Raw genomic sequence first — 22506 nt, forward strand, 5'->3', positions numbered from 1 at the left:
CAATGTCATTAAGTTAAGGCGCAGGGTTAAAATCAAAAAAAGAGCAGGTTATCTGAAAAGATAGCCCGCTCTTTTTTTGCATGAAAAAGAAAAAAAGAACTTGACAAGCAGTTGAAAGTGTGTGGCGAAGCCCCTTGAAAAACGAGGAGGTTACGCCAATGAATGAGTACGCGAATTCGCTAAAAGAAACGCTGACATCTCTCATACGAGAAATGTCAGCGCTACCCGCACCATATGTCAAAAACCCCGAAAGAGATTTTACCCGAAAGAAAAAGCTGCCCTTTGAAACGGTTATGCAACTCCTGATCTCGATGGGCGGTAACAGCATCTATAAGGAACTCTTGGAGTCGCAGGGCTATGATGTAAACACCGCAACCACTTCTGCTTTTGTTCAGCAGAGGAATAAAATCCTGCCGTCTGCTGTGGAATTCCTGTTTCACGAATTTACTCAATCGCATACGGATATCAAAGACTACCACGGGTATCGATTACTTGCGATTGACGGTTCGGATTTACATATCGCAACGGACCCTGCCAACACGGACACCTATTTTCAAAGTCAACCGAACACGAAAGGCTACAACCTTTTGCATTTGAACGCAGCCTATGACCTCTGCAACAGACTTTACGTGGATGCCATTGTTCAGCCGCGAAGATTGAGTAGCGAGGGAAGAGCACTTGCAGCTATGGTTGATCGTTCCCCCATCAAAGGTAAAATCATTGTTATTTCCGATCGAGGCTATGAAAGTTACAACAATTTCGCGCATATTGAGCGCAAAGGATGGAACTACGTCATACGGGTAAAGGATTTGGATTCCAATGGTATTCTTTCGGGCTTGCGTTTGCCCTCTAGCGGTTCGTTTGATATTGAAGTTCATCTGACACTCACAAAAAAACAAACCAAAGAGGTCAAGGCTCATCCCGAGATTTACAAGTTCATCCCTTCCAAGTCAACATTTGATTTTTTGGATTTGCATGAAAACTTGTATTACCCGATTTCCTTTCGGGTTGTTCGTTTCGTCCTGCCAAGTGGCGCCTATGAAACTGTCATCACGAATCTTTCTGCCGCAGATTTCCCACCCGATGAACTGGAGTCCATTTATAACATGCGATGGGGCATTGAAACCTCTTTCAGAGCGTTGAAATACACCGTCGGATTGACGAGTTTTCACGCAAAGAAACAAGAGTCCATCATCCAAGAGATTTTCGCAAGAATGATCATGTACAATTTCGCTGAAATGATGACCTCACACGTCGTCATTTCCCAAATGGATAAACGGCACCACTACCAAGTCAACTTCACGGTTGCCGTTCACGTTTGTAGATATTTCCTGCGTTCAAAAGATGATGAACCCCCGCCCGATGTTGAAGCGTTGATTCACAAAAACATTTTGCCGATTCGACCCATCCGCCCAGGACAGCAGAATACGCGCAAAATCCGCTATAAATCAGCTGTTAGCTTCGTCTACAGAGTAGCATAAATCGTTTAACAAGACCATTTTTTTAGCGGATATTCCATCCGTTTGTTTGCTGTGCGCTTTTTTCCTTGTTTGCATAAAAAACAAACGGCACAGGGATTTTTCCCATGCCGTTTTCGGATTCATCTTTATTCCGTATTTTGTCTTTGAACTTATCTTAATGACATTGGGCAACAGCCGCATCCTTTTCACAACCAATTGTTAATTTGCCGTAATCCAAGTCACATTCTTAGCCGCCAGATTAGGTTCCCACTCTTTGGGCACAGGAACATCGCTCACAATGATGTCGATTTCCTTGAGATCAGCAATCTTATAAAATTGCACAAGCCCAAATTTCGACTGGTCCGAGAGTACGATGTTTTGCTTCGCATGTTTCATGAACTGCTGCGTCATGCGTCCTTTCCCTTCATCAAAGCCAGTAATCCCTCTGCCTATCATCATGCCATCGACGGAGAGAAAAGCTTTATCCGCATAAAAATGCTCTACCATCTGCTCGGCCATGGAACCAGCAACACGAGAATGCAGTGCATTCACTTTGCCACCTAGGAAATAAATTTCCCCTGAGAATAGTTCCTTGTTTTTATAATCAATCAGTAAATATAAAGCTGGAATGGATATAGTCAAAACCGTAAGGTTCTTTTTGTTCAGCAAATAATCAATGGTATGCAGGGTCGTCGTTCCATCATCAATGAAGATAACGTCATTATCTTCGACAAGTTGGGCTGCCGCTCTGCCAATCATCCGTTTCGCCTCGGCATGCAGCACTTCTCTTTTGAGCTGCGACGGCTCCTCGCGGGATAAGTTAATTTTGACTGCGCCGCCATAGACACGTTTCAGTTTATTTTCATCTTCAAGCTCTTCCAAGTACCGACGAACCGTTTCGGAAGAAACATTTAAAGTGTCAACCAAATCGTTCGTCCTTACTTTGCCTTCCAGATTAAGCTGGTTGAGAATATAATCCTTCCGTTCTTCACCTATCAACGACATTGTATACAAGCCCCCAGTTAGTATGTGACAATTCTAGAACAATTATATGATTTTACTTCCTAATTTGCCAAGCAGAAGTTCTTTTTTTGATTTTATTCAGAACGAGCTCGTACACCATTCGAACGATGATGTTCGTTCCAACAATGAGAGTCGACATCGCAGCTGCCGCAGCCACATCCCCGGCATCTTCCATATTGACCAAAGCAACAGCTGCTAAATTCATATCGGCAGACCGCAAGAAGACAACAGCAGATACCGTAACCATCGCATTGACGAAAAAGTACATGCCGATTTCAGCAATGGCCGGCAAGGACATCGGCACCGTGACTTTCAGGAACGTCTTGTAAAATGGCACACGCATAGATTCCGAGACGAGCTCGAATTCTTTGTCCAGCTTTTTGAGAGCAGTCGTCGCCGTGATGAAAGGAACCGCATAGAAATGCGTAATATTCGCAAGCACAAGAATCGCCATCGTCCCATAAATCCAATTGAACGGATTGCTCGGATCATTAAAGAAGAAAATATAGGCCAAGCCTATAACCATACCCGGAAGTGCTAAGGGAAGAATGGAAAGAAAATAGCCGACTTGCCTAAGTCCCTTCATCGTTCTGGATTTCTCAATCAAATATGCAAAAACAAATGTAATGATGGTTCCTACGATGGCCGTAATGAACGAAACCTTCAGCGAATTCCAAAAGGGTTCCAAGCCTGACCCCGCTACGCTTGAGAAATCAAAGTGTTTCAAGCTAAGATGCAGATTGTAAGGCCATACTTTAATCAGCGAGGCAAATAAAATCGTAATCAAAGGAATCAAGATCGCTGTGGAGATGATCCAGCAGAAAACACGGTAAAAGCCGTCCCTCCCTCGTCCGTCAGGTACCTGATACGATGTTGATTTGGACGAAAGCATGGACCGCTGCTTCCGCTCAACTATTCGGTCTACAATGAATGCAATGACCGCCGGAATCGTCAGCAGGATGCCTACCGTCGCACCCATGGATAAGTTTTGCTGACCAATCACTTGTTTATAAATATCGGTGGCGAGCACATTAAACTTGCCGCCGATGGCTTGAGGTGCGCCGAAATCCGTAAAGCTGGCTGTAAAACAGACGAAAGCCGCGCTGATTAAACCATATTTGACGGACGGCAGCGTGACGGTAAAGAAGGTTTTCACTTTACTTGCTCCAAGCGATTCGGCTGCTTCATAGAGCCGCTGGTCTGTCATGGATAACGCCGTAATAAAGATAAGAAAAGCCTGCGGGAATAAGTAAATGACTTCTGAAATGACAATCCCGATCGGTCCATATATCTCTATTCGCAAGCCAGGCAGGAGACCGAAGAATCCATTCGTAATGATGCCTTGATTCCCGAATAGATAGGTCAATGCAATACCATGCATCATCGTCGGCTCAAAAAGCGGCAGCAGCGCGATGTAATGGAAATACCTTTTGCCGCCAATCGCTGTCCGGCTAATCCCATAGGCATAGGTGAACGCGAGAATGACCGCGATGACCGTTGATAGGACCGAAACCCAAATGGTATTGGTTAACGATTGGATAAGAGAAGGCGTGGAGAAATATTGAATGAAATTGGCGAAGCCAATAAAGGATTCTTGTTTGTTCAGGAAAGCCTTGCTGAATAACAGGATTAACGGGATGAGTGTACTGGTCGTTAGAGTAAGTACGAGTATGACAATTAATATATTTTGCAGCGTGAAGAATGCTCCCAAATGACGGCGATTAGGCAGTGTCATGGTGACTGTTCCCTTATTCATTAGGCACCTACCACGGCTTCGGAAGCGAAGGAAATCATTTTCTCTTGCGGAAATTCAACCGAAACTACTGCGTGTTTCGCAAGTTTGAGATGCTGAGCCATTTGTGCTGAAACATCCACGGTCAGAAGACAATCACGGTAATCATTGACGCTGTCAGCTGTAGGCTGGAGCAGCAATCGGTAGAAAGCTCCTCTGAATTCGACGTGCTTGACGATAGCTTGCATAGCGCCTCTTGTGCCCGCGGCGGATATCCGAATATGCTCAGGCCGAACAGCTATGTTCCGCTGCGGCATATCTCCGAACCCCTGCAAGAAATTAATCGAACCAATAAAGTCAGCAACAAAAGGAGAATTCGGTTCATCATACACTTGCTCCGGTGTCCCGATTTGGACGACCTCCGAGTTCTTCATCACCACAATACGATCAGCCATCGTGAGCGCTTCCTCTTGATCATGTGTGACCATGACCGTCGTAATTCCTAGCTTTTCTTGCAGCTCACAGATCTGCTCCCGCAGCTTGACCCGAACTTTGGCATCCAGAGCGGATAGCGGCTCATCCAAGAGAAGGAAGTCCGGTGAAAGCACAATTGCCCGGGCGAGCGCAATTCGCTGCTGCTGACCGCCCGATAGCTGGGCTGGATAGCGATCATGAAGATGCAGCAAGTCAACTAAGGAGAGGACTTCTCTCACCTTATCGTCAATGTCTTTCTTTGAAAACTTTTTGCCCTGCAGCCCATAAGCAACATTCTGATAGGCCGTGAGGTTAGGGAATAAGGCGTAAGATTGGAAAACCATCCCGAAGTTTCTTTTGGCCGGCGGCAGTGCCGTAATATCCTTGCCACCGACGAGAATACGACCGTGCGAAGGCTTCTCCAGACCGGCTATTATGCGCAGCAGTGTTGTTTTCCCGCAGCCGCTCGGACCGAGCAGGCAGATGAATTCATTCTTTTGAATATCAATATCAATCTCTTTCAAAGCACTGAAAGAGCCGAATGATTTATTTACACCTTGAATGGACAGGTAAGCCTCTGTCATGATCAAGCAGCCTCCTTCGTCTTATTAGCTCTAGTATAAATCTCTATTGTTATCATTTTGTTAAGTGTTCAAAGAAAACGACTGGCTGCAAAGCTTGGTTCGCAGTCAGCCGTTTTATGGTTTTCGCTTTATTTTTTCGGTTCGCTTTTTGCGTTAAAGCGCTTATCCCACTCTGCCAAAATGCTGTCACGGTTTTTCGCCGCATCATTCAAGTCATATTTAATCAATTGCTTGATCGGATCAACTGTGTAGCCGTCCGGCACTTTGCTTGAATCCGTTTTGATAGCTAGAATCGCATAGTTTTTGTTGTATTCTTTCATCACGTCGTCCGTAATCGCCCAGTCAAGAAAGTCCTTCGCTACTTGTTTAACGACTTTCTTTTTCATCAAAGCATTGGCTTCTACATCCCAGCCGGAGCCTTCTTTGGGGAATACCACTTCAACCGGTGAACCGGTCTTTTTCTCTTGAATGCCACGGTAGCCGAAGGAAATACCAATTGGATATTCGCCTGTGCCTGCCAATTTGGCCGGTTTGGAACCGGAATGAACGTACATGGCAATGTTGTCGTGCAATTTATTCATATAATCCCAAGAAGCATCTTTACCTTTCAGTTGAACCAGGCCTGATACTGTCAAGAAGCCCGTTCCGGAAGATGAGGGGTTCGGCATCGTGATAAGCCCTTTGTATTCCGGCTTCGCCAGATCCTCATAGGACTGCGGAATCGCCAATTTGCGCTTCTCCATCTCTACTTTGTTGACGATGAACGCGGTTTCCCAAGCATCAATACCTACCCAGTGCGTTACCGCATTTTTATCTTTAAAATCAGGAAGAATACGCTCTACACCTTTGGGCGCATACGGCTCCAGCATCGTGTTCTGATCAAGCACCAGCAAGCTTGTCGCCGCTAATCCCCAAACTACATCGGCTTGCGTATTATCTTTCTCAGCCAGCAATTTCGCCGTAACAATCCCTGTTGAATCACGCACGATATTTACTTTAACATCCGGATATTTTGCTTTAAAAGTGGTCAAATAGGTTTTGATTTGATCGTCTTCCAAAGCCGTGTACACCGTTAAATCTTTACTTTTTGTATCTACGGTTGCTTCCGTACTTGAGCTTGCAGCCGCTGTTGGCGCCGTGCTTGCTTTGGTCCCCTCCGTACTCCCCGCTTTTCCTCCACAAGCTGCCAGCATGAAAACTACCGTTAGTAAAGCTGCTGTACTGCCGATTGACCTCTTCATCATTTCTTTTCCCACTCCTTTTGTGTGTATCAGTCTGTTAATGGCTCACTGATAGATTAAGTATAAAATAGTTTTGTAAATTTAAGATTAAATACAAGTAAAGATATTGTTTTGTTATTTGTTTTGTTGTTTTTAAGTTGTTTTCCAAAACAACTGTTTTTCCATACCTGCCAGCAAGCGTTCCATATCAGCCAAATGCACGTCCCCGATATTCCCAATACGGAATGTGGAAGCAGCCGTTATTTTACCGGGATAGATGACAAATCCTTCTTGTTTCATGCGTGAATAAAACTCATCAAAAGAAAACACAGGCGAATCCGGATATAAGAAAGATGTGATGATCGGTGATTGCAGTTCGACTGGAAGTAAAGTCTTAAGACCCATTCGCTCCATTCCGGCTACCAATGTCTGTTGATTGGTCTTAAAGCGTTCGTATCTGCTGGCGATCCCGCCTTCTTCCTCTAATTCCTGAAGCGCTTGATCAAACGCCCGTACAGTATGGGTGGGCGATGTATAGCGCCATTTCCCATTGCCTAGTTCCATCGTTTCCCACTGATCATAAAGGTCCAAAGAGAGGGAGCGTGCAATGCCTTTGCAGGTGGACAACGCCTCTTTGCGAGCAATAATGAAGCCAAAGCCCGGCACGCCTTGAATGCATTTGTTGGCACTGCTGATCAAATAATCAATATCCAGTGCTGCCATGTCAATCGGAATGCCGCCAAAGGAGCTCATGGCATCAACGATGACCGTTTTGCCATAAGCTTTGGCAATACGCGTCACATCCGCAACCGGATTCATCATCCCTGTCGTCGTTTCTACATGCACAACAGCCACATGTGTAATGGACGAATCCACCTTCAGAACTTCCTCGAGCTGCTTCGTGTTCACAGGCTTTGTTTCGCCCGAGTCCAATACGATCGAATAGATTCCGAGGATCTCCGCCATCTCAGCCATTCGTTTGCCATACGCGCCATTCGTGAGAACAAGCAGTTTGCCGTTTCGAGGAATCACGGAGCCGATGACCGACTCCACGGAGAAAGTACCGCTTCCTTGCATAAGCACGGTTGTGTAGTCTTCCGGCTTGCTCGATGCCATTGTCACAAGGCGGCTGCGAATAGACTGCACTAATTGGTTATAGTCTTGATCCCATGTACACCAGTCGCGCAGCATGGCGGCCTTTACTTTTTTACTCGTAGAAAGGGGACCTGGCGTTAGCAGCAAATAAGGATTATCTGGTAATTGATTCACATTTATTTTCATGGACGCTCACCTCTTTGAAGTCTTTCGTTAATGAGTGGGATTAGCTGATCAAGCTCTCCAATGCTGTCTATCACATAATGAGCGCCTTGTTCACGAAATTTCGCCGCAACGATCGCCATGCGCTGCTCAAGCAGATCAGGAGGGCACGCGGCAACTTCATCTTCGCTCATGCCAAGCTCACTGCCGCCTTTCACAACACCAACCGTCCATGCGCCTGCGTTAACGCCTTCACCCATATCGCTCACCGTATCGCCAACCTTAATCATCGTATGCATAGGGTACACATTCAAAGCTGCTGCATTCTTATACATCATCCAAGGATAAGGTCTTCCTGCCGGCACATCATTGGGAGTAACTACATGATCAGGGGCATAGCCTCGTAGATGGGCTTCTGCCGTTACAATTGCCATCATCTCGGCCGTGTAGCCGGTTGTTGAACCTATGCGAATACCGGATTGGCGCAAGCGATCCACAAGGGCGAGAGCACCGGGGATTGGCTCCGCGTATTGATGCACCACCGCTAACATCATCGGTTCAAAATCGGCATAAAGCGCATCAATGTCCGACTCCTGTGGTGGCTTACCGTAACGTGCCTCCCATAACGCAGCTACCCGCTCCATCTGCAATATTGCGCGAATATGGTCTCGCTTGAGAAGCCCCATCGGCGCTCTGGCCTCTTCAATCGTAATGGCAATCTCTCTCTTTTGGAAAACTTCCATAAATACATTCAGCGGCGCAAAACAACCATAATCGACCATTGTGCCCGCCCAATCAAAAACAACTGCTTGAATCATTGTACAACCTCCTGTTTGACTGATAAGTTTGCTTTCTTATAGTTCTGCAATACTTTTCTCCAAGATATTCAGCGCCTCATTCAGCTCAGCTTCCGTAATAATCAAAGGAGGTGAAAGTGTCAGCACATTTCCTTTGGAAACCTTAAAATTGAGTCCTCTAGCCAAGCAAGCATACATAACACGCTCTGCCTCAGCTGCTGCCGGTTCTTTCGTCGTCCTGTCTGCAACAAGCTCAACGGCTGCCAGCAGACCGATTTGACGAATATCCCCGATGATGAGATACTTTTCCATCATTTCTTGCAAGCGCAGCTTCAGGATACCTGCCAAATAATTAGCCTGCTCCAGCAAATTGTCTTCTTCTATGACACGAAGGGTAGCTAGTCCGGCAGCCGCCCCTACCGGCGACTTCTCATGGGTATAATGCCCAATCGACATCGTCTGCGCTTGATTCAGCTCTTCCTTCACAAGCAGCGCGGCCATGGGAAATATGCCTCCGCCCAGCCCTTTGCCAAGAACCATCATATCCGGGGTTATCCCATAATGTTGATAAGCAAACATTGTACCTGTGCGTCCGAATGCGGTAGCCGTTTCATCCACAATCAACAAAGCGCCGTGTTTGTCACAGAGTTCCCGCAGCTTCTGATAATAGGACACTGGCGGAATCTGTACATCTGTATTTCGAATGGTTTCAATGACGACCGCGCCGATCTCTCCGTCCTGTTCAAGCACATACTCGATTGGCTTCAAGCAAAGTGAGTGGGCCTCATCCTGACATCCAAACACACAGCGATAGGAATTAAAGGGAATCACATGCTCCGCTCCTGGCAGCAAAGGTCCTAAGCCTCTGCGGAACGCCCCTTCCCCTCCGACTGAGATAGCGTCCAGCGATGCGCCGTGAAATGCTCCCCACATGGATAATGTCTTATATCTGCCTGTTACAGCACGTGCCAGCTTCAAAGCCATGCCCATCGCGGATGTGGCGCCTGGAGCGAACAATACTCGACTCAGAGCGCCGCCCGTTAACTCCGTTAGTTTCGTTGCGAGCTCGATCGCCGGTAGATTTGTATATCTTCTTGTACAAAAAGAAAGCTCATCAAGCTGCTGTTTCATGGCTTCAATGACAGCAGGATGGCCAAAGCCAAGCTGATGTACATTATTGCCGTGGAAATCCATGATCTTCCTCCCCTGCGCATCCTGAACATAAATTCCCTTACAGGAGGAAAGCACGTTCAGACAAGGGGTTGATAAGGTTTGATGAAGGAACACATCCTCGTCTTCTTGCAGATAAGCTCGCGAAGTTTCATCTATGTGCGCTGCCCACCACTGCGTCCTTCCTTCCGTCAAATTAATATCGCCTTCTGTTTTCATGTAAGCCTTGTTTTCAGGGTTGGTCGGCATGCGGGATCACCTCATTGCAGGATGTTGTTTTGTGCTTCTAGATCTATCTTATAGAAGATTTGTAATCGGAAGATTAAATGCATGTAAAATTTGTGTATTTAATTTGTTTTAGTTTGTTTTAATTGTTTTTGGAGGTAGGCGTTCCCCCAGATATGAACAGTTACAGAACCTTTCTTGCAAAACGGAACTACGATCCTCTATTTGGCGTAGAATCCGATATTTGCAGTTGAAAGGGAAGTAGGATCCCTTATTCCGCAGCTCAAAGCTAATTTCCCAACAAAATAGACGAATTAGCGTACCATAGTTCCCTCCGGCTAGCTCAAAGACGGTTTTGACGGTGAATAAGGGAACATAGTTCCCTCCGGAGGCATAAGAAGCCGTTCCGATTGAGTTGAGCTAGTTGTTGGATGCAGCAAATCTGCATTCCCCTACAGTTCCTGCTGGTCTCTCACTCCTCCCCGTCAAGTCACCTCCTCGTCAGCGGCGCAACAATAAGCGGCAAGCTTCGCTCACCCCAAAGCATATAAAAAAACCACGCAAGAGATCGCGTGGTTTTCTGTCTTCTTATAGTAAATTCAGTTCTTTCTCATGGCTCAGCCCTTTGTGCAACGCTTGCTCACGAAGAACCAAGTAAAGCTCCGCTCTCGTCGATTGATAGTAAGGCGTTACGAAAAGCACACCAATACCCAGCGCCAAAGTACCTAACACATACCAACCAATAAAAGATAAATCCAAAACAAACATTTTCCACTTATGGCCTTGTGTCATTTGGTTGCTTAATTCAACCGCTCTCTTCGACCCGATCTGGGGATTATCGCCAAGCAGATAAGGAACCATGCCGTATGCATAGGACTTCACGATTCCCGGAATGATGAGCAAGCAATACCATAGGAACAGCAAGAATCCACTCCATAACATCGCCAGCACAATCCTCAAGTAATTCCCATTAGTGAAGGCATACACCAGATAGCTCATGTTAATCTCATTTTGGGCAGCAGCCTGCTTAAAATACTGCTTTTCTCCCGCTTCAAAGGGGGCTACAATAAAGATTTGGAAAGCCACGCTAAGAAGTCCAACGACAAGCGCCAGCAGAATAGCGCCAATAACGACAACTGCCATCACGGAGCTATTGCCTATGTCTCCCCAACTGTTATTCAGGCCAGGCAGGCTTAATGAGCTTCCGCCGCTGGAATTAAAGGAGCAGCCGGATACGCCTCCACTCAAAACAGCTACCACCAAGCTGACCAGAAAAGCTTTCCAATACGATGTTCGTAATACTTGCTTTGCCCGGTCTTTTAGTTCTTTGCGAGTCCAGTACACACAGCATCTCCCCTTGTGAAATCCTTATTACCATCTATCGTACCTCAGACAGGATTAAACCGGAAGACCCTTATGGGATTCAATTCATCGTCCCGATCAGGTATAATGAGCTTATTCTAGAATCAGAGGGACCTCATTATGACCAAATCCAGTCCAATTAATTGTATGCAGTGTGTACATTTCTATATTACCTGGGATGCCAAATTCCCTAGAGGCTGCAAAGCTTACGGCTTCAAAACACAGGCGCTGCCTAGTCAAGCAGTTCTTTCCTCGTCAGGCAAGCCTTGCCTGCAATTTGCACCCAAGATGCCCGTTAAGCCCGGTAAGTAAATGCCGCCTCAAATAATCTTGAACTCCGGCTTCACCTTCGTGAAATTCGGATTCTCTCCGCTAACCATCAGGCCCATTCCCCAGTCAAAATGCGTATTCTCCACCGGAAAATCACTCGCTTCACGGTATTGAAACAACACATTTCTTCTAGTTCTTGAGCTTCGATTTGTTTCAGAGCCATGAATGGTCAAGTAGTTGAAGAACAACACATCGCCTGCTTCCGCCACACAAGGAGTCCCCTCCTTAATTGGATATTCCTTGTGATTCAAATAATAGGAACCCACGTGAGGCAATGAACCGACACGATGTGAGCCTGGAATGACGCGCAAGCAGCCATTTTCTTCATCCGCATGATCCAGATGTACGCTGGCCGCTAGCATCGTATGCTTTTCATGAGGAAAATAAGGATAATCCTGATGCATTGGGAAAGCAGCCCCGTTCTCCGGCGGTTTAACGAGCATTTTGGAATGATGCAGCTGTACATTGGGGCCGATAATTTGCGTGAGAACAGCCGTCATATGCGGATGAATGACAGCTCGCATGAACGAAGCGTCATGATAATGAACATCATGGAAGCCTTTCAAGACAAGCTTCTTCAGCTCCTCAGCCGGAATAAAGTCCCCTTGCCAAGCTGAATTATAATCTGCTTTGGATTGCGCAGCCCGTGCAATAATCCCCTCAACCGCTTTTCTCATTTCTTCGACTTCCTGTTGATTGAAGACACCTTTCACAAGCAAATACCCATTATCTTTGTAAAATTCTACATCCTTTTGAGTAATCACGATTCATTCCTCCATCATAGTTATTGATTATTAACCGCTTCCTTACTTATAATTATAGAAAACAGGATCAATTCTGTCTTTTTCACCAAAGGACAACTTTTTGCACTATGAGGACATTTTCTATAAAAAGGATGAGAACCATGTATCGTTGGAAAGAGACATCCTCCATGTTGAATGAAGCAGCAACTTTAATTTCGGGAGCAGCAGCCACTTTTAAAATTCAATATTGGGGCGTAGATGAATGCCTGTTCGAGAATAAGCCGCATAAGCACTCTTTCTTTGAAGTATGCTATATCCTCGGCGGGGAAGGTGAATATACGGATGCGGGGAAACAGTTTCCATTAAAAGCAGGAACTCACTTTTGTTCAAGACCGGGCATTCATCATCAAATACGCACTCAAGATGGGCTGTCCATTGTATTCGTTGCTTTTGAAATAGATGAATCGCTAAGCGACGATTCGATGCGCGAAGCCTTCGGCAAGCTTGCCGAGCACGCTGAGGTATGTCTTGATGAGGGGGATGATCACCCGACAGCCCTCTTGTGGAAGTCTCTTCTCTTGCGAGAGGATAAGCTCAGCCTGCCAACTGCCGCGATCTCCTCAGCAGCGTATGCTTTGCTGGTATCGTTCCTAGCCCTATTCGGTAAAGATCATCATGAACCGTTCATTCCGCGTAAAAATACGAATGCGCTATTGCAGCGTGCGAAACTGTATATCCGCGATAACTTAGCTGAGCCGCTCCATCTCGGCCATGTTGCTGATTATCTCAATGTGTCTGAGCGCCATTTATCCCGCCTGTTCTCGGAGGGCATACACGAGACTTATACGGATTTCATACGCAGTGAACGGGTACGTCAAGCCGCTCATCTGCTGCTTACAAGCGAGCTTTCCATGAAAGAAATTGCTGAAGTCACAGGCTTCTCTTCCGTTCATTACTTTTCGCGGACATTTACGGAAGCCAAAAAAATGCCTCCAGGCAAGTTTCGTCAGCAGGAGCTCCGTAGAACCTGATTAATTGCAAAAAAATCCCCTTCAACCGAGTGATTAACTCGAGTGCAAAGGGGATTTGTTATTTCCTAGGAAATAGTCTAAGCGCGTCTAAATTAGTCGAAATAGACGGCTTTGCCTGTTTTCGCGGATTCATAGATCGCTTCCAGAATTTCTGAAACGACGCATGCTTGCTCCGGTGTTACAACCGGGTCTTTGTCATTTTCGATAGCGTCAATCCATAAGCGCATTTCGAGGTCAGGAGCGCTGTCTGCCGCGCCATCGTAGAAAGCAACGCCGCCAGCATTCAGTTCAACTTCTGTTGTGAATAAACGGCTGTGCTTCTCTCCATTGATGCGTAGACCGTTCTTCATATCTGCGCCGCCTTCTGTTCCGCTAAGCGTACATTTGGCTTCATCAACTTCCAGTGTGTTAAGCGCCCAGCTGGATTCAAGAATGATCGTTGCTCCATTCTTCATCGTAATCATCCCGAAAGCGGAATCTTCCACAGTGAACTTCGCTGGGTCCCAAGGTCCCCAAGCATTTGCTGCATTCTCACGTTGGGATAGTTTATGGTAAGACGTTCCAAGAACGACTTTGGGCTCGTAGTTGTTCATCATCCACATCGTCAAATCCAACGCATGCGTACCGATATCAATCAACGGGCCTCCGCCTTGTTTCTCCTCATCCAGGAAAACACCCCAAGTAGGAACTGCGCGGCGGCGAATCGCATGAGCTTTGGCGAAATAGATTTCTCCCAATTCACCTTCGGAGCAAACTTTGTACAAGTGCTGGCTGTCGCTGCGGAAACGGTTGTTGTAGCCAACTGTCAGTTTTTTGCCTGTGCGCTTCGCTGCTTCAACCATGCGGCGTGCATCAGCTGCTGTTTTGGCCATCGGTTTCTCGGACATAACATGTTTGCCCGCTTCAAGCGCTGCAATTGTGATTTCAGCATGCGAATCATTTGGTGTACACACATGAACGATGTCAATGGAACTGTCTTTCAACACTTCACGGTAATCTTCGTATACACGCGCTTCGCCTTTTCCATACTTCTCTGCCGCTTCTTTGGCTTTTTCCGAAATAATATCACAGAAAGCGACCATTTCTACGTTGTTTAATTTGTTTAAGCTTGGCATGTGTTTGCCGTTGGCAATTCCGCCGCAGCCAATAATGGCAATCCGATACGTTTTGGACATGGATGATCCCCCTAAGATTAATATCGCCAGGAACTGGCTTCGTAGCATAAGTATTACCCTTATGTATCTCCTGATGCTTCTCACATTTGCTATTAGCTTGTACTATATAAGAGTATACCAAAAATCAGCCAAAATAATATTTCTGATCTGGCGAAAATTGTATCCGATTGTGCCATGATGGAGGATTAACCATGTTAATTAATGAAATCTCCCGCAAGCTGGGCATTACAGCCCGAGCGATTCGGTTCTACGAGCAGAAAGGATTGCTCATGCCAACGAAGCAAAAGGAGAACGGCTATCGAACCTATACCGAGCAGGACGCGTGGCGACTGCAGACGATAATCTCCTTGCGAGAGGTCGGCATGACGCTTGAAGATATAAGGCTGACCTTGGCTCAGACTGACTTGAATAGACAAGAAGAAGTGCTTGGCGCCTTGCAAATGCATCGTTCCCTGCTGTTCCAGCAGTGGACAGAAATAAAGCAAATGATCGGCACCATGGATCAGATGATACAAGCTGCGCAAGCAAGCGAGCAGCTGCCAACAGAGCTGCTTTATGAGCTGGCCCAACACAACAAAGAGCTCCGTGACCTTCGAACCAGCTGGCGGGACCATTGGGGCTTCGATCAAAAAGCTCCGCACTTTGATGAGCTGCTGCAAACAGCTCCTCCTGACGTTCGCCAAATAGGCGACTCTCAGGTCATGCCTATTCGCAACCATCCTTCTTCTATAATCTACGAGGCAGCTTTGGCCAAAATCGTGGAGCTGGTTGCTCCGTTTCACCTTAGCAAAGGTCTCGATGTGGGAACCGGAACGGGCAACTTGGCCGGTAAACTTCAACAAAGCGGAATGGCCATGTCGGCGATCGACCAATCCCAGCAAATGCTCAAGCTATGCGCGGCCAAGAATGCGGAAATTGAACTTAAGCTTGGCAATGTCTTAGCCATTCCATTCATGGACGGAGAGTTCGACGCCGTCGTGTGCTCGTTCGCCCTTCATCATCTTACCGAGCCGCAAAGAGAGCTCGCCTGGAATGAAATGCTGCGGGTAATGAAGCCCGGCGGCATCATTTGTCTGGCTGACTATATGATCAAAGATCCAGACAAGAAGGATGTATTCCTAACCAGACTTATCAACTCACAAACCACAAAGCTGCCTATGATGCATGAGCAAATTGAACTTTACACTGTACATTCACAGCTGCTGGCATGGCTGCAGTGTCGCACTTCACAAGTAACTACGGAGGAAATTGCTGACGACGTTTATGTCATCTACGCGCAAAAATGAGCCTGGGCAGCTGATGGATCAGCACCCTAGACTCATTATTTTTTGACCATGCTCGCTACCAGCTTGTACCCCACACCACGGATGGAATCAATCTGAACCGATTGCTGATTCATTTCCAGCTTCTTCCGAAGCGAGCTTACGTGCACATCGACCGTTCTTTGGCCGCCTATATAATCGAAGCCCCAAACGATATTCATCAAATCATCTCGCGTCACAACCACGCCAGGCCGCTGCACGAGATACAGCAGAACCTCAAATTCTTTGGGCCTAAGCGGGATGGACTCCCCTTTGAGCACCACTTCATACTTCTCTGGATAAATGAACAATTCACCCGCCTGAATCACTTTCTCATTCGATTTCAGCTTATCCGCGGTGGCTTCCTCTGACTGCGTTCTGCGCAGAACCGCCGAAACGCGAGCAAGCAATTCGGCCACCCCGAAGGGCTTCGTTATATAATCATCAGCGCCATGCTTGAGGCCTTGTACGACTTCATCCTCTGCGTTGCGCGCCGTTAAAATAATAACTGGCGTGCTGTTCCCCTTTTGTCTGAGCTTTGCTAATACCTCGAAGCCATTGAGTCCTGGCAGCATAATATCCAGAATAATTAGGTCGTAGGACTGCTGCAGCGCTTCTTGAAGTCCATCGCCACCATGATCGACAACTTTCGTATGATAACCTTCTTGAGAAAGGTTGTACGAAAGCAACCGTGCTAACGTTGGCTCATCTTCAATTACTAATATGTTTTGTGCCATGGGGACCCCCGCATTTACATTTTATTAACATTGCACACCCTTACTTTACCACAATTTTGTAAAGAGAATGTAAATCTTTCGTCATCTCTGTGTAAATTAGTGAATGACAGGCAATTCAATGGTGAACTTGGTCCCGATCCCAACTTCACTATCGACACGAATCGTTCCTTTGTGCAGCTCTACCAAATGTTTGACAATGGATAATCCAAGTCCGGTTCCGCCTGAGCTTCTGGAACGTGCTTTGTCTACGCGATAGAATCGCTCGAAGATACGAGGCAAGTCTTTCTTCGGAATCCCCATTCCTGTATCGGATACGATCAAACGCAGCCGTTCATAATCGCCATCTGCATTCATGTCAAGCGGCTCTACGCGCACCTTCACCTTACCGCCATCATGCGTATAGGAGATTCCATTGGATAGCAAGTTAATTATAATTTGCCGCAAGCGGTCTTCATCGGCTTCAATATACACGTCATCATCGACCTGCATCGTCAGCTCAATGTGTTTCTTTTCGGCTTCTTTTCTTAATACACTCAAAGATCTTTCTAGAAATTCCGGTAAGTAGATAGGTGAGAAATTCATTGGAATTCGTTTCGACTCAATTTTGGATAATTCTAGAATGTCCCCAATCAAGCGATTCAATCGTTCACTTTCATCAAAAATGATTTGCAGAAACGATACTGCCGTTTCCTTATCATTCAGCGCCCCTGCAAGCAGCGTCTCGGCAAAACCTTTGACAGCTGCAATCGGCGTCTTCAGCTCATGGGAAACATTCGCCACGAATTCACTGCGCATCCGCTCCAGTCGGCGCACAGCTGTGATATCGTGGATCACAATGAGAACACCCGACCACTCCTCATCTTCATGAGCAATTGGACTTAAATGGATATCCAGAATACGTTCTGCCGGATAATAAAAGATCATCTCATCGCGAATCGGTTCCCGCGTTTCAATGCATTCCTGAATCAGCTTCGTGAAATCCAACTGCTGTTTGGCTTCATTATATCGCTTGCCAAGCAGCTCCTGTGAGGAGAAGCCCAGAATATATTCGGCGGAAGGATTCAATAACGTAATGCGCTCATCGCGATCAATCATCATGATGCCGCTCATCATATTTTCCATGACCCCTTGCAGCCTGCGCTCATTCTCTTGAATCCGGGCCATTTGCAGCTGCAAGCTTTCTGACATCCGATTAATCGCCTGACCAAGCTGTCCAACCTCATCGTTGCTGTAAGCGGGAACCCGAGACTCATAGTTCATATTCGTAATTTGCTGTGCGACTTTGGTCATTTTCTCAATGGGATGAGTAATTCCTTTGGCAATCCGATAACTGACCAGGCCTGCAATGAGGAACAAAATGGCTAGTCCGATAATTAGAAAATACCACAAGCTGCGAACAGACTTGTCCACCTGGGCAAGACTCATCGAAATCCGAAGAAATCCGGTTGTTACTTGCGAATCATTCTTAACAGCAATAGCTGCGTACAGCATTTTTTCCTTGAGTGTATCACTATATCGTGTTGTATAGCCGACTCCTTGAGCGGCAGCTTCCGCAATCTCCGGTCGGCTTAAATGATTATCCATTTGTTCCGGTTGTTGATCCGAGTCTCCCAATACCTTGCCGTCTGCTCGTACAAACGTTAATCGTTCATAGGTAGCTTCCTTAATTCTTTTTACTTGTGTGGAGTAAGCGTTGATTAGATCGCTTTCTGAGCCCATGCGATTCCAGTCCGAGGTTACTCTTATTACCTGAAGTTCACGTTCCATATTGTCTTTCAAAGATTTCACGTGAGAGTTCTCTAGCACCTTAGCCATGAAAATACCGGCAATCAGCATGGAACAGCCAATCAACATAATTAAAATAAAAGTCAGTTTGGCACGGAATTTGGTCATTTTTCTGGAGAACCTCCGATGTAGGAAATAAAAAGAAAAGGGCTACTCTACATAGTAACCCTTTTCTCCGTGCCTAATCCAGTTATTTTTTTGTAAAGATGAATGCTGTAATCCTATAATCCCGTTATTTAAAGACAGGCTCTTTCAATTCAGACAACTTCTCAAAGGAATTCTTCTCGACATCTGCATGCAAGCTGTTGCCGTGGGAGTCCATCGTTACGATAGCCGCGAAGCCTTCTGTTTCCAAGTGCCACATAGCTTCAGGAATGCCAAATTCCATGTAATCGACGCCTTCTACCTTTTTAAAACATTGCGCATAATATTGTGCTGCTCCACCGATCGCATTCAAATAAACGCCTCCGTGTTCTTTCAAAGCAGCCAATGTTTTCGGTCCCATACCGCCTTTGCCGATAACAGCACGAATGCCGAATTTCTTAATAATTTCGCCTTGGTACGGCTCCTCGCGAATGCTCGTTGTAGGTCCCGCCGCTTTCACGTGCCATTCGCCTGCTTCATCCTTGCTCATAACAGGACCACAGTGATAGATGGCAGCCCCATTTAAATCAACCGGAGCATCATGGGTCATCAAATAGCTGTGCAGCGCATCGCGCCCTGTGTGCATCGTCCCGTTGATTACGACAACATCGCCGACTTTGAGACTGCGGATTTGCTCTTCAGAGATCGGAGTTGTTAAGACAATCTCGCGACGCTCCTCTTGCGGCACGTTTTTAGCCGCTTCAGCGCTTGCTTCGAAAGCTTCTTGGAATGAAACTTCCGCTCCGCGAGGGTAAGACCAGCCGTTAATCTCACCGGTTTCAGCATTCAGGATGACGCCTTGGCGACGGAAAGCCCAGCAATTATAAGCAACCGAAACGAAGAAGCTTGCTGGCAAACGGTTCATAACGCCAACTTTACAGCCCAGCAGCGTTACTTGACCGCCAAAGCCCATTGTTCCAATACCTAGCGTATTCGCATGCTCCATCACATACTCTTCCACTTTGCGAAGTTCCGGATGCGGGTTCACATCGTCAACATGGCGGAATAATTGATGCTTAGCCAGCTCATAACCGCTTGTGCGGTCGCCGCCGATGCCAACACCGATGAATCCAGCGCTGCAGCCTTGACCTTGTGCTTGATAAACCGCGTGCATGACACATTTGCGAATACCGTCCAGATCACGCCCCGCTTTGCCTAAACCTTCGAGATCGGCAGGCAAGCTATATTGAATATTTTTATTTTCACAGCCGCCGCCTTTAAGAATCAGCTTCACTTCAACGTCTTCACGTTCCCATTGCTCAAAATGAACGACCGGCGTACCTGGCCCAAGATTATCTCCGCTATTGGCCCCTGTCAGCGAATCCACAGAGTTCGTGCGAAGTTTGCTCGCTTTGGTCGCGTTCGCTACGGCTTCGAGAATTTGCTTCTTCATGATAATTTGGTTTGCCCCAACCGGACAGTGTATAATAAACGTTGGCATGCCTGTATCCTGGCAAATCGGGGATACATTGCATTCCGCCATATGAATGTTATCGGCAATACGAGATAGGGATAACGCGGAACGAGTGCCTTTGTCTTCGTTCTCCTGAGCGGCTTGAACCGCACGGCGCACATCACCCGGAAGGTTTGTGGACGTTTCGACGATCAGATCGTAGACGCTTTGATAAAAATGCTGCATGACTTAAGATGGCTCCTCTCAACTTACAAATAATAATTATTACAAACTATTATACCATACAAGGAGATACGCTGACATGTCCAAAAGAATCGCAATTACGATTCTGCTGAGCCTCATAGGCCTCACACTCTTGCTTACGCCGCTGCAGGCGAAGCGATCTCAAGATATCTATTATCAGGATCAGGTCGCCGTTCTCATGTATCATCACATTCATGACAAAGACACCAGCTCCAGTACGATTACGACTGCTCTTTTCGAGCAGCAGCTGCAAACCTTGCTCAGCAAAGGCTATCATTTCATTTCATTAAACGAGTTCAAACAATATATGGCTGGCGCTACCGTTCCTTCCAATGCGGTTCTCGTGACATTCGATGACGGATATCAAAGCTTCTACACAGCGGCCTATCCGATTCTCAAAAGCTTGCGGATTCCTGCGGTCAATTTCGTAATCACGAATGATTTGGCCAATCCGATGGGATCCTACATCCCTTCGATGTCGAAGGAGCAGGTCAGCGAAATGACGCATGCCACGAATTTTATCGACATTGGCTGCCACACCAATAATCTGCATCATAAGCTGCCTGATGGCAAGGCAGCCTTGGTTGGCCGATTGGATGCGGAAAGCGATGACGCCTATCAACAGCGTGTTCTCACCGACACGCAAGCTTGTGTCGGCAAGCTTGCGGGCTTGACGGACGCGCCGCTCGACGCGATGGCGTACCCGTACGGCATCACGACGCCTGCGGCGACGGAACTGATCCAGAAGGCTGGCATTCGCTATGCCTTCACGATTTCGCCGGAGATGGCGACGCGCAGCGCCGATCCTCTCTTGATCCCGCGGATCAACGCGGGCAGCCCCGGCATCACGCCGGAGCTGCTCGACCGCTCGATCCAGCGGCGGATTGTTGCGCAGCCGGGCAGCACCCCGCTGCGCGTAGACGCGGCCGCTGCCGCCCAACAGCTCGGCGGCAGTGCCCGTGAGGAAGGCGGAGCGCTCAGCCTCCGCCTGGGGCAAGAGGCATTCACCTTGCAGGTGAATGCGGCTAAGGCGACGCGCGGCGATGCGCGCGTTAAGCTGCGCGAGCCCGTGCTGCGCGAGCACGGGCAGATCACAATTGCGCTTGATGATCTGCAAGCGCTGATCGAGCAGCCGCTCGTCTACACCCCAGCCACCGGGCAGGTGGCGGCGCGGGTGACACCGAGCGTCAAGTGATTGGCATAAACGCCAACTTGCGGTACGATAGTAGGATTCGAATCAGAAGGAGTGCAACAAATAAAATGGACCATCATTTTTTTGCTTATTTATACCGCCTCAAATATATTGATCGCTGGAGTCTCATGTGGAACATGCGCAGAGAGAATGTAGCCGAGCATTCCTTTTATGTATCCACGATTGCTCATATGCTATGTACCATAGCCAATGAAGTCTACGGCCGCAATGTTCCTACAGATCGCGTTGTATCCATCGCATTGTTCCATGATGCATCCGAGGTTCTCACAGGAGATATCCCGCAGCCTGTAAAGCATAATAACGATCAAATTCTGCGGAACTTCCGTGAGATCGAAGATGTTGCCGTGGAGCGCTTGATCCAGACCATTCCGCCGGAAATCAGCAGCATTTATCGTAACTTAATCCAAGATCCCGACCCCGAGCTGTACCGCTGGGTGAAAGCGGCTGACTTAATCGAAGCCTATATCAAATGCTTGACAGAGCTTTCTACAGGCAACCGCGAGTTCGTCGTCGCCAAACAGCAAGTTTTGGACAGCTTGCATAAAATGAACATGCCGGAAGTCGACTACTTCCTTGAACATATGAGCGCGTCGTTCGAGAAAACCTTGGACGAAATCACCTTAAATCCATCCCAAGATAACTAAGCGCAGTTTACTGCTCTACCTCCATCTCTAATAATGACTAATAAAAAGTAGCTGACCCAAAGCCATGTGCAGCGAATGCGCCATCACATAGGCACTATAATCACTCACCGATTTAGAAAAGCCTGCCAAAGTGCAGGCTTTTTTGATCAAATCGTGTGAAAACTACACAAAGCCTGCGATTATGCAGGCTTTTTCTTCTTTTCCAGCCTGGAATCGGGAAAAGGCCTCAAAAGCCTGCACAATTGCATGTTTTTCACCTTTCCGCTTATTCCCAAGGCGAAAAGGATGCATAATCGCAGGAATTATGCGAAATCTGCGGACTTGCGCCAACCTCCCAGCTTCGCAAAACCCACGCTAGGGAGCTGATGAATAGATATATCTTCAGAATAATGTCCATTTGTGGACTGACGAACTACCGAATGGCGATATGTCACTTAAAGGA

18 protein-coding genes are annotated in these 22506 nt (G+C 47.0%); 5 read left to right on the forward strand and 13 right to left on the reverse strand.

Going from position 1 to position 22506, the window contains the following annotated elements; all coding sequences use genetic code 11:
* The first annotated feature begins 158 nt into the window (after nt 1–158).
* Nucleotides 159–1481, forward strand: a complete 1323-nt coding sequence (locus BC351_RS39015; protein WP_079412048.1) for an IS4 family transposase — start codon at nt 159–161, stop codon at nt 1479–1481.
* Between the two features lie 198 nt (nt 1482–1679).
* On the opposite strand, the gene BC351_RS39020 is transcribed toward BC351_RS39015, so the two are convergent.
* The 9 genes from BC351_RS39020 to BC351_RS39065 form a co-directional block, all read right to left on the reverse strand.
* On the reverse strand, nt 1680–2465 hold the full coding sequence (locus tag BC351_RS39020) for a DeoR/GlpR family DNA-binding transcription regulator (protein ID WP_079421076.1): 786 nt from the start codon (nt 2463–2465) through the stop codon (nt 1680–1682).
* Nucleotides 2466–2517: 52 nt separating this feature from the next.
* Nucleotides 2518–4239 (reverse strand): putative 2-aminoethylphosphonate ABC transporter permease subunit, encoded by a 1722-nt coding sequence (locus tag BC351_RS39025; protein WP_079421077.1) that lies wholly within the window; start codon nt 4237–4239, stop codon nt 2518–2520.
* Nucleotides 4239–5273, reverse strand: coding sequence for a putative 2-aminoethylphosphonate ABC transporter ATP-binding protein (locus tag BC351_RS39030; protein ID WP_079421078.1), 1035 nt, complete (start codon nt 5271–5273; stop codon nt 4239–4241). Before BC351_RS39030 ends, BC351_RS39025 begins: the two co-directional genes overlap by 1 nt.
* 128 nt (nt 5274–5401) lie before the next feature.
* Nucleotides 5402–6514, reverse strand: a complete 1113-nt coding sequence (locus BC351_RS39035) for a putative 2-aminoethylphosphonate ABC transporter substrate-binding protein (protein ID WP_079421292.1) — start codon at nt 6512–6514, stop codon at nt 5402–5404.
* A 132-nt stretch (nt 6515–6646) separates the two neighbouring features.
* Nucleotides 6647–7774 carry a 2-aminoethylphosphonate--pyruvate transaminase gene (phnW, locus tag BC351_RS39040; protein ID WP_144028679.1) on the reverse strand — a complete coding sequence of 376 codons (1128 nt, stop codon included), beginning with the start codon at nt 7772–7774 and terminating at the stop codon, nt 6647–6649.
* Nucleotides 7771–8568: a phosphonoacetaldehyde hydrolase gene (gene phnX / locus BC351_RS39045; RefSeq protein WP_079421079.1), complete on the reverse strand. Its 798-nt coding sequence runs from the start codon at nt 8566–8568 to the stop codon at nt 7771–7773. The genes phnW and phnX overlap by 4 nt, the downstream gene beginning before the upstream one ends.
* Nucleotides 8569–8604: 36 nt before the next feature.
* The gene (gene pbfA, locus BC351_RS39050; protein ID WP_079421080.1) at nt 8605–9966 is read right to left on the reverse strand and encodes a (R)-1-hydroxy-2-aminoethylphosphonate ammonia-lyase; all 1362 of its coding nucleotides are present in this window, start codon (nt 9964–9966) and stop codon (nt 8605–8607) included.
* 564 nt (nt 9967–10530) lie between these two features.
* Nucleotides 10531–11286: a DUF975 family protein gene (locus BC351_RS39055; RefSeq protein WP_079421081.1), complete on the reverse strand. Its 756-nt coding sequence runs from the start codon at nt 11284–11286 to the stop codon at nt 10531–10533.
* Between the two features lie 338 nt (nt 11287–11624).
* On the reverse strand, nt 11625–12398 hold the full coding sequence (locus tag BC351_RS39065) for a phytanoyl-CoA dioxygenase family protein (protein WP_079421083.1): 774 nt from the start codon (nt 12396–12398) through the stop codon (nt 11625–11627).
* A 140-nt stretch (nt 12399–12538) separates the two neighbouring features.
* On the opposite strand from BC351_RS39065, the gene BC351_RS39070 reads away from it, so the two are divergent.
* The gene (locus BC351_RS39070; protein ID WP_158082384.1) at nt 12539–13408 is read left to right on the forward strand and encodes a helix-turn-helix domain-containing protein; all 870 of its coding nucleotides are present in this window, start codon (nt 12539–12541) and stop codon (nt 13406–13408) included.
* A gap of 92 nt (nt 13409–13500) precedes the next feature.
* Here BC351_RS39070 and BC351_RS39075 read toward each other — a convergent pair whose 3' ends face one another.
* Complete coding sequence (locus BC351_RS39075; RefSeq protein ID WP_079421085.1) at nt 13501–14583, reverse strand: Gfo/Idh/MocA family protein; 1083 nt, start codon at nt 14581–14583, stop codon at nt 13501–13503.
* Between the two features lie 191 nt (nt 14584–14774).
* Between BC351_RS39075 and BC351_RS39080 the strand changes: the two genes are divergently transcribed.
* Nucleotides 14775–15869, forward strand: a complete 1095-nt coding sequence (locus tag BC351_RS39080; RefSeq protein WP_079421086.1) for a MerR family transcriptional regulator — start codon at nt 14775–14777, stop codon at nt 15867–15869.
* A 35-nt stretch (nt 15870–15904) separates the two neighbouring features.
* Here BC351_RS39080 and BC351_RS39085 read toward each other — a convergent pair whose 3' ends face one another.
* The 3 genes from BC351_RS39085 to BC351_RS39095 form a co-directional block, all read right to left on the reverse strand.
* Nucleotides 15905–16621 (reverse strand): response regulator transcription factor, encoded by a 717-nt coding sequence (locus tag BC351_RS39085; RefSeq protein WP_079421087.1) that lies wholly within the window; start codon nt 16619–16621, stop codon nt 15905–15907.
* Between the two features lie 96 nt (nt 16622–16717).
* The gene (gene pnpS, locus BC351_RS39090) at nt 16718–18514 is read right to left on the reverse strand and encodes a two-component system histidine kinase PnpS (RefSeq protein ID WP_079421088.1); all 1797 of its coding nucleotides are present in this window, start codon (nt 18512–18514) and stop codon (nt 16718–16720) included.
* Between the two features lie 124 nt (nt 18515–18638).
* Nucleotides 18639–20189 carry a fumarate hydratase gene (locus BC351_RS39095; RefSeq protein ID WP_079421089.1) on the reverse strand — a complete coding sequence of 517 codons (1551 nt, stop codon included), beginning with the start codon at nt 20187–20189 and terminating at the stop codon, nt 18639–18641.
* Between the two features lie 76 nt (nt 20190–20265).
* Between BC351_RS39095 and BC351_RS39100 the strand changes: the two genes are divergently transcribed.
* The gene (locus BC351_RS39100) at nt 20266–21402 is read left to right on the forward strand and encodes a polysaccharide deacetylase family protein (RefSeq protein ID WP_079421090.1); all 1137 of its coding nucleotides are present in this window, start codon (nt 20266–20268) and stop codon (nt 21400–21402) included.
* A 65-nt stretch (nt 21403–21467) separates the two neighbouring features.
* Entirely contained in the window at nt 21468–22064 is a 597-nt protein-coding gene (gene yfbR / locus BC351_RS39105; RefSeq protein ID WP_079421091.1) for a 5'-deoxynucleotidase, read from the forward strand.
* The last annotated feature ends 442 nt before the right edge of the window (nt 22065–22506 follow it).

The organism is Paenibacillus ferrarius (assembly GCF_002027705.1).
Classification (GTDB): Bacteria; Bacillota; Bacilli; order Paenibacillales; family NBRC-103111; genus Paenibacillus_E; species Paenibacillus_E ferrarius.

Coding starts and splice junctions, on each gene's coding strand:
- pnpS (WP_079421088.1), bottom strand. CDS start 18,514: ATGACCAAATTCCGTGCCAAACTGACTTTTATTTTAATTATGTTGATT.
- BC351_RS39075 (WP_079421085.1), bottom strand. CDS start 14,583: ATGTCCAAAACGTATCGGATTGCCATTATTGGCTGCGGCGGAATTGCC.
- BC351_RS39070 (WP_158082384.1), top strand. CDS start 12,539: ATGTATCGTTGGAAAGAGACATCCTCCATGTTGAATGAAGCAGCAACT.
- BC351_RS39015 (WP_079412048.1), top strand. CDS start 159: ATGAATGAGTACGCGAATTCGCTAAAAGAAACGCTGACATCTCTCATA.
- yfbR (WP_079421091.1), top strand. CDS start 21,468: ATGGACCATCATTTTTTTGCTTATTTATACCGCCTCAAATATATTGAT.
- phnW (WP_144028679.1), bottom strand. CDS start 7,774: ATGAAAATAAATGTGAATCAATTACCAGATAATCCTTATTTGCTGCTA.
- BC351_RS39085 (WP_079421087.1), bottom strand. CDS start 16,621: ATGGCACAAAACATATTAGTAATTGAAGATGAGCCAACGTTAGCACGG.
- phnX (WP_079421079.1), bottom strand. CDS start 8,568: ATGATTCAAGCAGTTGTTTTTGATTGGGCGGGCACAATGGTCGATTAT.
- BC351_RS39035 (WP_079421292.1), bottom strand. CDS start 6,514: ATGAAGAGGTCAATCGGCAGTACAGCAGCTTTACTAACGGTAGTTTTC.
- BC351_RS39095 (WP_079421089.1), bottom strand. CDS start 20,189: ATGCAGCATTTTTATCAAAGCGTCTACGATCTGATCGTCGAAACGTCC.
- BC351_RS39080 (WP_079421086.1), top strand. CDS start 14,775: ATGTTAATTAATGAAATCTCCCGCAAGCTGGGCATTACAGCCCGAGCG.
- BC351_RS39025 (WP_079421077.1), bottom strand. CDS start 4,239: ATGAATAAGGGAACAGTCACCATGACACTGCCTAATCGCCGTCATTTG.
- BC351_RS39020 (WP_079421076.1), bottom strand. CDS start 2,465: ATGTCGTTGATAGGTGAAGAACGGAAGGATTATATTCTCAACCAGCTT.
- BC351_RS39030 (WP_079421078.1), bottom strand. CDS start 5,273: ATGACAGAGGCTTACCTGTCCATTCAAGGTGTAAATAAATCATTCGGC.
- pbfA (WP_079421080.1), bottom strand. CDS start 9,966: ATGCCGACCAACCCTGAAAACAAGGCTTACATGAAAACAGAAGGCGAT.
- BC351_RS39100 (WP_079421090.1), top strand. CDS start 20,266: ATGTCCAAAAGAATCGCAATTACGATTCTGCTGAGCCTCATAGGCCTC.